The 13,959-nt window shown below is 73.2% G+C and carries 14 protein-coding genes; 9 read left to right on the top strand and 5 right to left on the bottom strand.

The window, feature by feature from the left end:
* The 3 genes from ACZ49B_RS36845 to ptsP all read left to right on the top strand — a co-directional run.
* Nucleotides 1-205: hypothetical protein (locus tag ACZ49B_RS36845; RefSeq protein WP_468315051.1), on the top strand; the 205-nt coding region annotated here is incomplete at its 5' end.
* Between the two features lie 336 nt (nt 206-541).
* Nucleotides 542-991: a PTS sugar transporter subunit IIA gene (locus ACZ49B_RS36840; RefSeq protein ID WP_468315048.1), complete on the top strand. Its 450-nt coding sequence runs from the start codon at nt 542-544 to the stop codon at nt 989-991.
* A gap of 75 nt (nt 992-1,066) precedes the next feature.
* Nucleotides 1,067-2,737, top strand: a complete 1,671-nt coding sequence (ptsP, locus tag ACZ49B_RS36835; RefSeq protein WP_468315047.1) for a phosphoenolpyruvate--protein phosphotransferase — start codon at nt 1,067-1,069, stop codon at nt 2,735-2,737.
* Between the two features lie 73 nt (nt 2,738-2,810).
* Here the strand turns inward: ptsP and ACZ49B_RS36830 are convergent, their stop codons facing one another.
* Nucleotides 2,811-3,743 carry a hypothetical protein gene (locus ACZ49B_RS36830; protein WP_468315044.1) on the bottom strand — a complete coding sequence of 311 codons (933 nt, stop codon included), beginning with the start codon at nt 3,741-3,743 and terminating at the stop codon, nt 2,811-2,813.
* Nucleotides 3,744-3,807: 64 nt separating this feature from the next.
* Nucleotides 3,808-5,790, bottom strand: a complete 1,983-nt coding sequence (locus tag ACZ49B_RS36825) for an acetoacetate--CoA ligase (protein ID WP_468315042.1) — start codon at nt 5,788-5,790, stop codon at nt 3,808-3,810.
* Between the two features lie 190 nt (nt 5,791-5,980).
* Between ACZ49B_RS36825 and ACZ49B_RS36820 the strand changes: the two genes are divergently transcribed.
* Nucleotides 5,981-8,599: a glycoside hydrolase family 31 protein gene (locus tag ACZ49B_RS36820; protein ID WP_468315039.1), complete on the top strand. Its 2,619-nt coding sequence runs from the start codon at nt 5,981-5,983 to the stop codon at nt 8,597-8,599.
* Between the two features lie 76 nt (nt 8,600-8,675).
* Nucleotides 8,676-9,254, top strand: a complete 579-nt coding sequence (locus tag ACZ49B_RS36815; protein WP_468315036.1) for a hypothetical protein — start codon at nt 8,676-8,678, stop codon at nt 9,252-9,254.
* A gap of 56 nt (nt 9,255-9,310) precedes the next feature.
* Here the strand turns inward: ACZ49B_RS36815 and ACZ49B_RS36810 are convergent, their stop codons facing one another.
* Nucleotides 9,311-9,823 (bottom strand): NUDIX domain-containing protein, encoded by a 513-nt coding sequence (locus ACZ49B_RS36810; protein ID WP_468315034.1) that lies wholly within the window; start codon nt 9,821-9,823, stop codon nt 9,311-9,313.
* Nucleotides 9,824-9,852: 29 nt separating this feature from the next.
* Here ACZ49B_RS36810 and ACZ49B_RS36805 point away from each other — a divergent pair, with 29 nt between their 5' ends.
* From ACZ49B_RS36805 to ACZ49B_RS36790, 4 genes are all read left to right on the top strand, one after another.
* Complete coding sequence (locus ACZ49B_RS36805; protein ID WP_468315032.1) at nt 9,853-10,545, top strand: M15 family metallopeptidase; 693 nt, start codon at nt 9,853-9,855, stop codon at nt 10,543-10,545.
* A 13-nt stretch (nt 10,546-10,558) separates the two neighbouring features.
* Nucleotides 10,559-10,936, top strand: coding sequence for an Mpo1-like protein (locus tag ACZ49B_RS36800; RefSeq protein ID WP_468315031.1), 378 nt, complete (start codon nt 10,559-10,561; stop codon nt 10,934-10,936).
* 62 nt (nt 10,937-10,998) lie between these two features.
* Nucleotides 10,999-11,436, top strand: coding sequence for a Zn-ribbon domain-containing OB-fold protein (locus ACZ49B_RS36795; protein WP_468315055.1), 438 nt, complete (start codon nt 10,999-11,001; stop codon nt 11,434-11,436).
* Nucleotides 11,433-12,623 carry a lipid-transfer protein gene (locus ACZ49B_RS36790; protein WP_468315028.1) on the top strand — a complete coding sequence of 397 codons (1,191 nt, stop codon included), beginning with the start codon at nt 11,433-11,435 and terminating at the stop codon, nt 12,621-12,623. The genes ACZ49B_RS36795 and ACZ49B_RS36790 overlap by 4 nt, the downstream gene beginning before the upstream one ends.
* Before the next feature lie 257 nt (nt 12,624-12,880).
* Here ACZ49B_RS36790 and ACZ49B_RS36785 read toward each other — a convergent pair whose 3' ends face one another.
* Both ACZ49B_RS36785 and ACZ49B_RS36780 read right to left on the bottom strand, forming a co-directional pair.
* Nucleotides 12,881-13,507 carry a GTP-binding protein gene (locus ACZ49B_RS36785; protein WP_362638156.1) on the bottom strand — a complete coding sequence of 209 codons (627 nt, stop codon included), beginning with the start codon at nt 13,505-13,507 and terminating at the stop codon, nt 12,881-12,883.
* Nucleotides 13,488-13,952, bottom strand: a complete 465-nt coding sequence (locus ACZ49B_RS36780; RefSeq protein ID WP_468315025.1) for a DUF742 domain-containing protein — start codon at nt 13,950-13,952, stop codon at nt 13,488-13,490. Before ACZ49B_RS36780 ends, ACZ49B_RS36785 begins: the two co-directional genes overlap by 20 nt.
* Between the last annotated feature and the right edge of the window lie 7 nt (nt 13,953-13,959).

The following is a 13,959-nucleotide window of genomic DNA, read 5'->3' as shown; positions in this document are numbered from 1 at the left end:
TTCTGGCGTTGATTTTTGGCACGCTGTTGAGTTCTCAAGGAACGGACGCTTCCTTTGTACTCACCCTCTCGGGCTTTCCTCCGGGCTTTCGTTCTCGCGTTTCCGACTCTATCAGAGCCAGTCCCGCTTGCTTTCCGGGGTCTTCGCTTTCGCGTTTTCCCTTTCCGGCGATTCCGACTCTATCAGTGCTTTTCCGGCTCCCTGACCACTCACCCGATTTACCGAATAGGCATACGAGAGGAGGCAAGGATCTGGATCGACACTGAAGAGGAGGATTCCCGTCCATCGGTTGTTCGCGAGATGTTCACGCGGCACGTCCTGGCGGGAGTCACGACAGTACAGGCCCCGTGGTGCCCAAGCAAATCGATTCAGGCGTATGGTCTAGTCCACTACGTCGTCGCGGCAGCGCGTCGTGGCCTCCTGGCAGGGGGTTCACTACGTGCGAACCGGGACGTGTCATGACATACCCTTCAAAAAGTATGTCGTCGCAGCACAGGCTGTGACGGCGACACGATGAAGCCCCACCCCTGGGAGGCCCCCCATGACCAGCGTGACGTCCCCACTCGCCGGGCGCGCCATCGGACTCGCGGCAGTGCCCGATCCGGTGTTCTCCGGCGCAATGGTGGGTCCGGGCACTGCCATTGACCCCGTGCGTGAGCCCTCGGAGGCGGTGTCCCCCGTCGACGGTGTGATCGTCTCCCTGCACCCGCACGCGTACGTCGTCGTCGACGGCGAGGGACACGGCGTACTCACCCACCTCGGGATCGACACCGTCCAGCTCAACGGCGAGGGCTTCGAGCTGCTCGTCAACAAGGGCGACACCGTGACCCGTGGTCAGGCCGTCATCCGCTGGAACCCGCAGGCCGTCGAGGACGCCGGCAAGTCGCCGATCTGCCCCGTCGTGGCGCTGGAGGCCACCGCCGAATCCCTCGGCGACGTGAACGAGGACGGCGACGTCAAGGCCGGAGACGTTCTCTTCAGCTGGCAGTGACGCGTCCGCCCCGCACGGGCGGGTCGGACATCCACCGCGGCGGCTGGGCCCGCCGCTCAATCGGAGACGGGTGAAATGGAGACAACGCTGCGAGGCGTCGGCGTGAGCCACGGGGTGGCGATCGGCGAGGTGCGGCACATGGGCACGGCGGTTCTCGAGCCGCCGGCCAAGCAGATCACCGCGGACGAGGCGGAGCGCGAACAGGGGCGCGCCCGCAAAGCCGTGGAGGCTGTATCCGCCGACCTGATCGCGCGCGGCCAGCTGGCCGGTGGCGAGGCTCAGCACGTGCTCGAGGCCCAGGCGATGATCGCCACGGACCCCGAGCTGATGGCGGACGTGGACCGGCGCATCGCTGTCGGCAGCACCGCCGAGCGCGGGGTGTACGACGCGTTCGCCTCGTACCGCGACCTGCTCGCGGGGGCCGGGGAGTACATGGCCGGCCGGGTGGCCGACCTGGACGACGTACGGAACCGGATCGTGGCGCGGCTGCTCGGCGTGCCGATGCCGGGCGTGCCGGACAGCGACGAGCCGTACGTGCTGATCGCGCGGGACCTGGCCCCCGCCGACACCGCTCTGCTCGACCCGGCGCTCGTCCTCGGCTTCGTGACCGAGGAGGGCGGCCCGACCAGCCACAGCGCGATCCTCGCGCGGGCGCTGGGCGTGCCGGCGATCGTGGCGCTGCCGGGTGCCGGCGAGATCGCCGAGGGCACGGTCATCGCCGTCGACGGCAGCACCGGTGACCTGTTCGTCGAGCCCACCGCCGAGAAGCGGGCCGAGCTGGAGGCCGCGGCCGCCGAGCGCAAGGCCGCTCTCGCGGCCTCGTCCGGCCCGGGTGCCACCTCCGACGGTCACAAGGTGCCGCTGCTGGCCAACGTCGGCGGTCCGGCGGACGTGCCGGCGGCCGTGGAGGCCGGGGCCGAGGGTGTGGGCCTGTTCCGTACCGAGTTCCTGTTCCTGGACGACAGCAAGAAGGCGCCGTCCGAGGAGAAGCAGATCGAGTCCTACCGCAAGGTGCTCGAGGCCTTCCCCGAGGGTCGTGTCGTCGTACGCGTCCTGGACGCCGGTGCCGACAAGCCGCTGGAGTTCCTGACGCCGGCCGACGAGCCGAACCCGGCGCTGGGCGTGCGCGGTCTGCGGTCGCTGCTGGACCACCCGGACGTGCTGCGCACGCAGCTCGCCGCGCTGGCCAAGGCGGCCGAGGGCCTGCCGGTCTACCTCGAGGTCATGGCGCCGATGGTGGCCGACCGGATCGACGCGAAGGCGTTCGCGGACGCGTGCCGCGAGGCCGGCCTGAAGGCGAAGTTCGGCGCGATGGTGGAGATCCCCTCCGCCGCGCTGCGGGCGCGCTCGATCCTGCAGGAGGTCGAGTTCCTGTCGCTGGGCACCAACGACCTGGCCCAGTACGCGTTCGCCGCCGACCGTCAGGTGGGTGCGGTGTCGCGGCTGCAGGACCCGTGGCAGCCGGCGCTGCTCGACCTGATCGCCATGTCGGCCGAGGCCGCCAGGGCGGAGGGCAAGAGCTGCGGTGTCTGTGGCGAGGCCGCTTCGGACCCGCTGCTGGCCTGTGTGCTGACGGGCCTGGGTGTCACCTCTCTGTCGATGGGTGCCGCTTCGATTCCCTACGTGCGGGCGACGCTCGCCAAGTACACGCTGGCGCAGTGCGAGCGAGCCGCTGCCGCGGCGCGTGCGGTGGACAGTGCCGAGGAGGCCCGCGTGGCCGCTCAGGCGGTGCTGTCCGGCGAGTAGCCGAGCAGGGTGTTGTCGATCGAGGGGCCTTCGCCGGTGGCGGGGGCCCCTCGGTCGTCTCCCGGTCGGCCGGCTAGTGGTGCGGGGTGGGGCCGTCCACCTCGTAGCCGGGGCAGTATTCGACCCCGGGCTCGGGGGCCACGGGGTCCCCGGTGTCGGCGTCCGTGCAGTAGGCGTTGAACACGGCCGCCGCGGAGAGCGGGACCAGGCGGCCGCGGTCGAGGCGCCAGCCGTGGACCCGGTCTCGGAAGCCCCCGGTGGTGCTGCGCAGTACCAGTCCCCCGGGGCCGCCGAGGGCGAGGCCGGCGGCGAGGACGGTCACGAAGTCGAGGCTCGCGCGGCCCTCGATGCGCGGTGGTCCTTCCCGGTTCTCGGCGATTTCGGCGTGCAGGACCGCGACGAGCTGTTCGTCCTGGGTCGGGACGCTGCACACCAGGTGGTGGTGGCCGGGTCCGGCGCCGTCGACGAGGCGGGTGAGCGTGTCTGCGGCCCGGGTGAAGGAGGCGTGGCCGATGTCCTCCCCGCAGTCGGCGCAGTTTCCGACGCCGGCGAGCAGGCTGGTGGCGTACTCCCAGGTGGCCTGGCGGACGGCCTCGTCGACGAGGAGCGGGACGAGTTCGTCGATGGGCTGGCCGGTGTAGGGCAGTACGGCGCCTGCGCCGGCCAGTTCGGCGGTGAAGCGGGTGCGGGCGGCTGCGGTGTCCGGGTCGAGGCCGTGTTCCGTGCAGAACTCGGCGTACTCGTCGGGGTCGAAGAGGGCGACCGTCGTGTGGATGCCTTGGGCCGCGAGGGACCGGAGCAGGCCGTCGACGTGCCGGAGGTAGTCGCTGTAGTCGTCGTGGTGGTCGAAGGTGAAGCTGCGGTAGCCGCGCATGGCCGCGAAGTCCCCGGCGTCGGCCAGGAGGCCGACGGTGCTGGGGACTTCGCGGCGCAGCATGCGGCGCCGGGTGGTGGGACCGGTCGTGTCGCCGGTGGTGCGGCCGTTGTGGTGGCGCGTCCGTGGCATGGCTTCCCCCTGAGTGGCGCATTCGATTGCTCACTCACGGTAACCACGACCACTGACAGTGACCTCAGCCGCGGGTCCGGGTGCGGCCCAGCTCCTCGTAGAAGGGCAGGAGGTCCAGCTGGTCGACCGAGCCGGGGTTGACCGCCTTCGCCATGGGCGTGCCCTGGAGGAGGCGCTTGACCGGGACCTCGATGCGCTTGCCCGTGAGGGTGTGCGGGATGCCCGGGACCTCGATGATCTCGTCGGGGACGTGCCGCGGGGAGAGCTCCTCGCGGATCGTCGCCTTGATGCGGCCGCGGAGGTCGTCGTCGAGGGTGGCGCCGGGCGCGAGGTGGACGAACAGCGGCATCCAGTAGCCCCCGTTCGGCTCCTCCAGGCCGATCACGAGGGACTCCTTGATCTCGGGGAGCCGTTCGACGGCCTCGTAGATGTCGGCGGAGCCCATCCGGACGCCCTGCCGGTTGAGGGTGGAGTCGGAACGGCCGTGGATGATCACCGAGCCGTGGTCGGTGATCGTGATCCAGTCCCCGTGGCGCCAGGCGCCGGGGAACATCTCGAAGTAGCTGTCGCGGTAGCGGCTGCCGTCCGGGTCGTTCCAGAAGTGGATCGGCATGGAGGGCATGGGGTTGGTGACGACCAGCTCGCCGACCTCCCCGGTCAGCGGCTTGCCGGACGGGTCCCACGCCTGCAGGTCGGTGCCCAGGCAGGCTGCCTGCAGTTCGCCGATGTGAACGGGGAGGGTGGGGACGGCGCCGGCGAAGCAGCTGCAGACGTCGGTGCCGCCGCTGACGGAGGCGATCCAGAGGTCTTCCGCCACCTCGTCGTGGAGCCAGCGGAAGCCGTCGGGCGGCAGCGGCGAGCCGGTGGTCGCCACGCACTTCACGGCGGAGAGGTCGAAGTCGCGCGCGGGGTGCACGTCCGCCTTGCGGCAGGCCATGACGTACGCGGCGGAGGTCCCGTACAGCGTGGCACCGGTCCGCTCGGCGATCCGCCACTGGGCCCCGGTGTCGGGGTAGCCCGGGCTGCCGTCGTACAGGACGACCGTCGTACCGGTGAGCAGGCCGGAGACGAGGAAGTTCCACATCATCCAGCCGGTGGAGGTGTACCAGAAGAACCGGTCCTCGGGGCCGAGGTCGCAGTGCAGGCCGAGCTGCTTCAGGTGCTCCAGGAGGATGCCGCCCTGGGACTGCACGATCGCCTTGGGCAGGCCCGTCGTACCGGAGGAGTAGAGCACCCAGAGCGGATGGTCGAAGGGGACGGCCTCGAAGACCGGCTCGACGGCGGCGGAGGTCAGGTCCGACCAGGCGAGGGCGCCCTCGGGGGCGGCCGTGCCGAGCAGCGGGATGTGGACGACCGCGCGCAGCGAGGGGAGCTCGGCGCGCAGTTCGGCGACGGTGTCGCGGCGGTCGTGCTCCTTGCCGCCGTAGCGGTAGCCGTCGACGGCGAACAGGACGACCGGCTCGACCTGCTGGAAGCGGTCGAGGACGCTGCGGGCGCCGAAGTCGGGGGCGCAGGAGGTCCACACGGCGCCGACGGCGGCGGTGGCGAGGAGCGCGGTGACGGCCTCGGGGATGTTGGGGAGGTAGCCGCTCACCCGGTCGCCGGGGCGTACGCCGAGGGCGCGCAGCTCGGCGGCGAGTGCGCCGACCTGGCGGCGGAGCTCGGCCCAGGTGACGGGGGTGGCTTCGTGGGTCTCGTCCACGTACAGCAGCGCGGGCTCGTCCGCGCGCGCCGGGTCCTCGGCGGCGCGCAGGGCGTGCTCGGCGTAGTTGAGCTCGGCACCCGTGAACCAGCGCGCGCCCGGCATGGAGCGGTCCGCGAGGACGGAGTCGTACGGGGTGGTGAACCGGACCTCGAACCATTCGGCGACGGCCTGCCAGAAGGTGTCGAGCTCGTCTACGGACCAGCTGTGCAGCGCGGGGTAGCCGCCGTCCGCCGGGGCTCCGAACCGCTCCGCGGCCCAGGCCTGGAACGCGGTGATGCGGGCTGCGGCGATGCGGTCGGGGCTCGGGGACCAGAGGGGTTCCGGCGGGGTGGCTGAGGTCATGGGTCGGCTCCCGGTCAAGTCTGCGGCTCGCGCGTGGTGTGCGTACGGTGCCGTCGCGCGGTGGGTGTGCGCGCGGCGGCTCACAGGGACCATGCCATGCGATCTAGATCCGCACCAGAGGCGCCATGGACGAGTGAACGGAAGTTGAACGCAGCCCGCTCGCCCGGCGGCCGGTGGCAGGGTGAGCAGCATGAAGGGTCGCGATCTGGTGCGTGCGGTGAAAGAGATCGGTACGGAGCGCGGACGGCGCGCGTGGCGCTCGGCGTGGCGCCACCGGCGTGCGGACGCGGTGGGGCTCCCGCGCCGGGGCGCGGAGCGGGCCCGCGTGCCGGGTCTGCTGACCGGTACGGAACCGCGTCCGGGCGGCGGGGTGCTGCGGTTCGCCCGGTCGGAGCTGCTCGTACGGGTCACGGCGGGCGGCGCGGTGTTCTGGGGCTGGGACGGGGCCGCGCCGACGCCCTCGTACGCGTTGGTCGGCAGCGGGCCGGAGCCCGATCCGCGGGCCGTGCTGGAACCGGACACGGGCGGCGGCTGGCGGGTGGTGTCCGAGCGGGTCACGGTGGCGGTGTCCCGGCACGGGGCGGTCGAGGTGCGCACGCCCGGCGGGACGGTGCTGCGCCGGGAGCTCCCGCCGCGGTGGTGGGAGCCGGCGGAGCCGGTCGCCGGGCAGCCGCTCGAATCGCGGTGGCTGCAGCGGTCCGAGGTGCCGGCGGACGCCCGGTTCTTCGGGCTGGGCGGGCGGGCCGGCGGACCGCGGCTGCGGGACGGGGAGTACCGGCTGTGGAACACGGACCCCAAGGGCGGCTTCGGGCCGGGCGACGATCCGCTGTACATCACGATGCCGGTGCAGATGGTGGTCGCGGACGCGGGAACCCACCTGGTGTTCCACGACAACTCCTGGGACGGCCGGGTGGCGCTGCGCGAGGGCGAGGAGGGCGCCGGTTCGGGGGCGGACCGGCCGGGCTCGAGCGAGTTGCGCATGGAGGGCGGGCCACTGCGGTGCTGGGTGCTGGTGGGGACGCCGGCGCGGGTGCTGCAGGGCTGGTCGGGGCTGACCGGCCAGGCCGCCGTACCGCCCGAATGGGCGCTCGGGTACCAGCACGCGCGGTGGGGGTTCGGGAGCGCCCAGGAGGTGCGGCGGGTGGTGTCGGGCTACACCGCGCGCGGGCTCCCGCTGTCGGCCGTGCACCTGGACATCGACCACTACGACGAGCACCGTGTCTTCACGGTCGACAAGGAGCGGTTCCCCGATCTGCCGGGGCTGGCGCGGGAGCTGGCGGAGCAGGGCGTACGGCTCGTCTCGATCGTCGACCCGGCGGTGAAGGCGGGTGACGCGGTCCACGAGTCCGGCCGCGCGGTGGGGGCGGGCGGGGCGTTCGTACGGGATGCGCAGGGGCAGGAGGTGCGGGGCGAGGTCTGGCCCGGTGAGTGCGCGTACCCGGACTTCACGGATCCGGCGGTGCGCACCTGGTGGGGCGGGCTGTACGCGGAGCGGTTGGAGCAGGGCTTCTCCGGGGTGTGGCACGACATGAACGAACCGGTGTCGTTCGCGCCGTTCGGGGACATGACGCTGCCCCGTTCGGCGCGGCACGCGATGGACGGCGTCGGCGGGGACCACCGGGCCGCGCACAACGTGTACGCGCTCGGGATGGCGCGGGCGGGCTGGGAGGGGCTGGTGCGGCTGCGGCCGGACGAGCGGCCGTTCCTGTTCTCCCGGTCGGGGTGGGCGGGGATGCAGAGGTACGGGGGCAGCTGGTCCGGGGACGTGGAGACCGGCTGGGAGGGGCTGCGGGCCTCGCTCGCGCTGGTGCTGGGGCTCGGCCTGTGCGGGGTGCCGTACTCGGGCCCGGACGTCGGCGGTTTCGGGGGCGCGCCCTCGCCGGAGCTGTATCTGCGCTGGCTCCAGCTGGGGTCGTACCTGCCGCTGTTCCGGACCCACTCGGCGATCTGGGCGGGGCGGCGGGAGCCGTGGGAGTTCGGGGCGGAGGTGGAGGAGCGGGCGCGGGCCGTCCTGGCGGAGCGGGAGCGGCTGCGGCCGTACTTCATGACGTTGGCCCAGCTGGCGCGGCGGACGGGGGCACCGTACGTACGGCCGCTGTGGTGGGGGGCGCCGGAGGACCGGGCGCTGCGGGACTGCGAGGACGCCTTCCTGCTCGGCGACGCGCTGCTGGTGGCGCCGGTGCTGGAGTGCGGGGCGGACCGGCGGGCGGTCCGGCTGCCCCGGGGGCGGTGGTACGACACCGCGACCGGGGCGGCGTACGAGGGCCCCGGGCAGATCCTGCTGGACGCCCCGCCGGGGCGGATCCCGGTACTGGCCCGGGCGGGGGCGGTGGTGCCGGTCCGCCGGCCCGGTGAGGGCGGGGTGGCCCTGGAAGCGTGGGCTCCGGCACGGGGACGCACGGGCGGCGGGGTGGTGATCCGGGACCCGGGGCCGGGCTTCGGGCCGGGCGAGGTCGAGCGGTACACGGTGCGGTGGCTGGGGGACGCGGTGGTGGTGGAGAACGAGGCCGGGGAGCCCGTGGAGGGGGTGGAGGTACGGGGACTCGACCGCGAGGGGCCGGGACCGGCCGGGGCGGGATCCGGGGCAGGAACCGGGGCAGGAACCCGGGCAGGGTCCGGGGCAGGAACCGGGGCAGGAACCCGGGCGGGATCCGGGGCAGGAACCGGGGCAGGGTCCGGGGCGGGATCCGGCTCGGTGCCCGCCGCGGCTTCCGCATCGGGGACCGCGGCCGCTCCCGGCCCGGCTCCCGCACCGGGATCCGGCGCCGTTTCCGGGGCGCATTCCAGCGCGGATGCAGGCCCCCTCTAGGACGCAGCGGGATCCTGCCCTGTGCGGCGGCGACCGATCGTACTGCCGTCGGAGCCGTTCGTTCAGGGGGTTTGTGATGGTTTTGGCGAGCCCGGCCAACCCGACGAGGCCTGCGCGGGCCTACGTGCCCGGGCTGCGGGCGCTGCGCCTACCGCGGCCGTGGGACGTCGCGCCGGGAGCCGAGGTCGTGGGCGCCTGCCAGCTGCTGCCGGCGTGGGGGCTGCTGGTCGCGAGGCAGGAGGCGTCCCCGGTCGGATTCCTGGTGATGTTCGGGGTCGGGTCGGTCGCTGCGGTGGCGGTGGGTTTCCTGCACGGGCTGCTGCTCGTCAAGCCGTTGGCGCTCCTGGGGCGCCTGACCGCCCGTCTGACGGCATGGCCGGAGCCGGTCGCGGTCCTGGTCCTGCTGGTGCCGGTCTCGGCGGCGCCCGCCCTGCCGGCCCACGGGTGGCTGCGCGACCACGTCGCGTCGGCCCCCGGGTTCGGGGTGGTCTGGGCCTGCACGGTGGCGAGCGCGGTGCTCCCGATGGCCGCGGGGGCGTGCCTCCGGGTCCGGCCGGTGCCGTTGAGGGCGTTGTGGGGACGGGGGCTGACGGTGACGGCCGCCGCCGTCGCGGTGGTGACGATGGCGGGCTACGTGATGGACCTGGGGGTATGAGCGGCGGGCGGCCGGTCGGCATCACGCCGGGCCCGACCCGTGCCCCCGCCCCGCCGTCAGCCGTCGTAGCGTCCCGCGAACCACGCCGCGGCAGCCTGCGTGTGCAGCGGGAACGCCAGCTGCGTCGGCGTGCGCAGGACGTGCCAGCCCGTGGTCTCGTCCGTCGGGGCCGACGGCGGCAGGGATGCCGTCGGGCGCAGCGGCAGCAGGCCGAACAGCAGCAGGTGGCCCGCCGGGGAGCTCATCGCGTCGGCCAGGACGACGTCGGAGGCCGGGGCGCGGATGCCCGTCTCCTCGCGCAGCTCGCGGACGACCGCGTCGCGCCAGTCCTCGCCGAAGTCCATGAAGCCGCCCGGCAGGGCGATGCCGCCGAGCGCCGGCTCGATGGTGCGGGTGATGACCACGAGGCCGGTGCCCGCCTCGTCCTCGACCGGGAGCAGCGTGACGGCCACCGGGAGCGGGTTGCGGTACGTGACGGCGCCGCACGAGGCGCACGTACGGGGCCAGGCGGTCGTGTCGAACAGCGAACCGCAGGTGGAGCAGTGCGAGTCCCTCGGCTGTGCCTGCATGTCGCGATGATATGCCAAGGGGTATGAGGATGACTGCAGTTGCGGGAGTGATGGGCTGTGCGGCGGTGCTCGCCGGGGGCGGCACCGGGAGTTCGGCGCCGCCCGGGTTCGTGGCCCTGGCCGAGGTCGATCCCACCATCGGCCAGGACATCAGGTACGCCACCGCGGACAATTTCACCGGCGCGGTCGTGGACGGGTACGAGGAGCCCGTGTGCCTGCTCGCCCGCCCGGCCGCCGAGGCGTTGCGGCGCGCGCAGCGGGAGCTGTTGCCGCGCGGGTACTCGCTGACGGTCTACGACTGCTACCGGCCGCAGCGCGCGGTGGACCGCTTCGTCCGGTGGGCGGCGGATCCGCAGGACCAGTCCACGAAGGCGGAGTTCTATCCGGACGTCGACAAGGCGCGGCTGATTCCCGACGGGTACATCGCCGAGAAGTCCGGGCACAGCCGCGGGAGTACCGTCGATGTGACGCTGGTGCGGCTGCCGCTGCGGCTGCCGGTCGACATGGGGACCCCGTTCGACCGGTTCGATCCGCTCTCGCACACCGACAACCCGAGGATCACGGGCGCCGCCCGCGCCAACCGGAAGCTGCTGGGTCGGACGCTCGCCGCCCAGGGCTTCGTGAACCTGCCCGAGGAGTGGTGGCATTTCACGTTCAAGCCCGAGGCGTTTCCCGATTCCTCCTTCGACTTCCCGGTCTCTGTCGCCTCGGTCCGGCCGTGAGTACCGTGCCCGCATGACGATCCGTTCGTACCGCTCGTACGAGGAGTTCTGGCCCTACTACGTCGCCATGCACTCCCGCGCCGCCACCCGCTGGGTCCATCTCGCCGGCACCCTCACCGGGCTCGCCCTCACCGCCTACGGCCTGGCGCGCGGCCGCAGGCGCTACCTCGCCGCGCTCCCCCTCGTCGGGTACGGGACCGCCTGGCCCGCGCACTTCCTGATCGAGAAGAACAACCCGGCCACCTTCGGGCATCCTGCCTGGTCGCTGCGCGGGGACGCGCAGATGATCCGGATGATGCTGGCCGGGCGGGACGCGGAGCTGGCCGAGATCGCGCAGAAGTGGCTTGCCGAGAACCCGTGCCAGGGCTGCCCGCCCGTGACAGACTCCTGACGATCCGTCAGATTGCTGTGACTGGCTAGGGAGGGGTTCCCTTGGGACGCGCACGCACCCCCGTGGTGAGCGGGTGGTTCACCGAGGACGGACCGGACGGCGGCGGCTTCCGGCTGCTCGGCACCCGGTGTTCCGCCTGTACCGCGGTGTTCTTCCCGCGCGAGGACGCGTACTGCCGCAATCCGCACTGCCCCGGCGGCGGCGAGCTCGCCGAGGTCCCGCTGTCCCCCCGGGGCCGGGTGTGGTCCTTCACCGACGGGCGGTACCGGCCGCCCGCGCCGTACGTCTCCGACCCGGACGCGCCCTGGGAGCCGTACACCCTGGTCGCGGTGGAGCTCGAGGCCGAGGGGATGGTCGTGCTCGGGCAGGCGGTTCCCGGGGTCACCGTCGCCGATCTGGCGGTCGGGATGGAGGTCGAGGTGGTCGGCGGTGTGCTGAACGAGGACGCCGAAGCCGACTGGACCACCTGGCAGTTCAAGCCGACGGGAGGCGCCGCGTGAGCGCCGACATCGCCGTCCTCGGGGCCGGGATGCACTCCTGGGGCAAGTGGGGCCGCAGCTTCGTCGAGTACGGACGGGCCGCGGCCCGGACCGCACTCGCCGACGCCGGGCTGGAATGGGCCGATGTCCGGTCGATCGTCGGCGCCGACACCGTGCGCTCCGGCTACCCCGGCTACGTGGCCGGTGCGACCTTCGCGCAGGCCCTCGGCTGGCAGGGCGCACGCGTGACCAGCGTGTACGCGGCCTGCGCCTCCGGGGCCCAGGCCATCGGGGCGGCGCGGGCGCAGATCCTGGCCGGGCTGGCCGACGTCGTCCTGGTGGTCGGCGCGGACGCGGCGCCCAAGGGGTTCTTCGCCCCGGCGGGCGGGGACCGGCCGGACGATCCTGACTGGCTGCGGTTCCGCGTGCTCGGCGCCACGAACCCGGCGTACTTCGCCCTGTACGCGCGCCGCCGGATGGCCGTGTACGGGGACACGCTCGAGGACTTCGCGCAGGTCAAGGTCAAGAACGCCGCGGCCGGCGCCCTCAACCCGCTCGCCCGCTACCGCAAGCCGGTCACGGCCGACGAGGTCGCGCAGTCGGCGGTCGTCGCCGATCCGCTGCGGCTGCTCGACATCTGCGCCACCTCGGACGGGGGCGCGGCGCTGGTCCTGAGCAGCATGGACTTCGCGCGCTCGCGCGGGGTCGCCGATCCGGTGCGCATCCGGGCGGTGTCGACGGTGACGCCGACGTATCCCCGTACGGTCCTCGACCTCCCGGACATCGCCACCGACTCGGTGACCGCCGTACGGCCGGCGCCGGGCTCGTTCCGGGCGTCGATCGCGCGGGCCGCGTACGAGGAGGCCGGGCTCGGGCCCGGGGACCTCTCGCTCGCCGAGGTGTACGACCTGTCCACCGCCCTGGAGCTGGAGTGGTACGAGGACATCGGCCTGTGCGCCGAGGGCGAGGGGGCCAAGCTCGTACGGGAGGGCGCGACGGCGCTCGGCGGCCGGGTGCCGGTGAACGCCAGCGGCGGGCTGGCCTCCTTCGGGGAGGCGGTGCCGGCGCAGGCCATCGCCCAGGTGTGCGAGCTGACCTGGCAGTTGCGCGGTACGGCCGGGGACCGGCAGGTACCGGGGGCCCGTGCGGGGATCACCGCGAACCAGGGGCTGTTCGGGCACGGATCGGCCGTCGTCGCGGTGCGGTGACGACACCGGTGGAGGTGACGCCGACGGCTACGCCGGGGTGACGGCGGCGGCCGGGCGCGGACCCTGAACAGGGGCTGTTGTCCGAACGCTTGACGGCCCCCGGCGGCAGGTTCACACTCGCTCCACAGTCTCGCGCCGCGTACGACGCCGCGGGCGAGACCCTCCGTCCCCCCATGAGAGCTGCGGCCCGTACCCCAGTCGGCGGGGGTACGGGCCGCCTCCTGTGCGCCCGGCACCCGGGGGCCGGGGACCGCTGCTCAGGTCCCCGCGGTCAGGCTCCGGCGCCGGGCCCGCGCCAGCGACATCGCGTGTTCCACGACCCCGACCAGCACGTCCTTCACGGACTCCCGGTCCCGCGCGTCGCACAGCAGCACCGGTACCTCGTGGTCGAGGTCCAGCGCCTCCCGTACGGTCACCACCGGATGGCGGTCGGCCCCGTCGAAGCAGTTGACGGCGACCACGAACGGGATCCCCCGCCGCTCGAAGTAGTCGACGGCGGCGAAGCAGTCGGCGAGGCGGCGGGTGTCGGCGAGGACCACGGCGCCGAGCGAGCCCTGGGCCAGCTCGTCCCACAGGAACCAGAAGCGGTCCTGTCCGGGCGTGCCGAACAGGTACAGCACCAGGTCCTCGCGCAGCGTGATGCGCCCGAAGTCCATCGCCACGGTGGTGGTGGACTTGCCCTCCACTCCCCCGGTGTCGTCGATGCCGACACCCGGCTCGGACAGCAGTTCCTCGGTCCGCAGCGGTCTGATCTCGCTCACCGCACTGACCAGGGTGGTCTTGCCCACCCCGAAGCCGCCCGCGACCAGGATCTTCAGGGTCAGCGGCTCGACCGGCGACACGGCGTGCATCGCACCGGTGCGGCTAGAGCGCCCGAAGGCCATCGATCACCTCACGCAGAATGGATTCATCGGGCAGTTCGGCCGGTGGTACCGGCCGGGTCACATGGACCAGTTCCTCGTCGGCCAGGTCCCCGATCAGGACCCGTACGACCCCGACCGCGAGGTCGAGTTCGGCCGCGAGCTCGGCGACCGACTGCGGGCGCTCCCGGCACAGCCCGAGGATGTGGGCGTGTTCCGGGGACAGGGTCATGTCCCAGACCGGATCGTCGGCCGCCGGTTCGGCGACGACGAGCGCGATCAGGTCGAGCCGGTGCCGGCCGGCGTGGCTGGTCCGGCCGCGGGTCATGGCGTACGGGCGGACGACGGGGCCCGCTTCGTCGTCGAACCAGTGCGGGTGGGCGGGCTCCTGCGGTGCCCCGGGCGTGCCGGGGGCGCCCGCAGGGTGGTCCGGGCGGTATTCCGGGCGGTTCCGGCCTGGATCGCTCATACCGTCC

It is taken from the genome of Streptomyces sp. NPDC031132 (assembly GCF_055570595.1).
The sequence above is the reverse complement of the archived record's forward strand: the minus strand, read 5'-3'. Positions and strand labels throughout refer to the sequence as shown.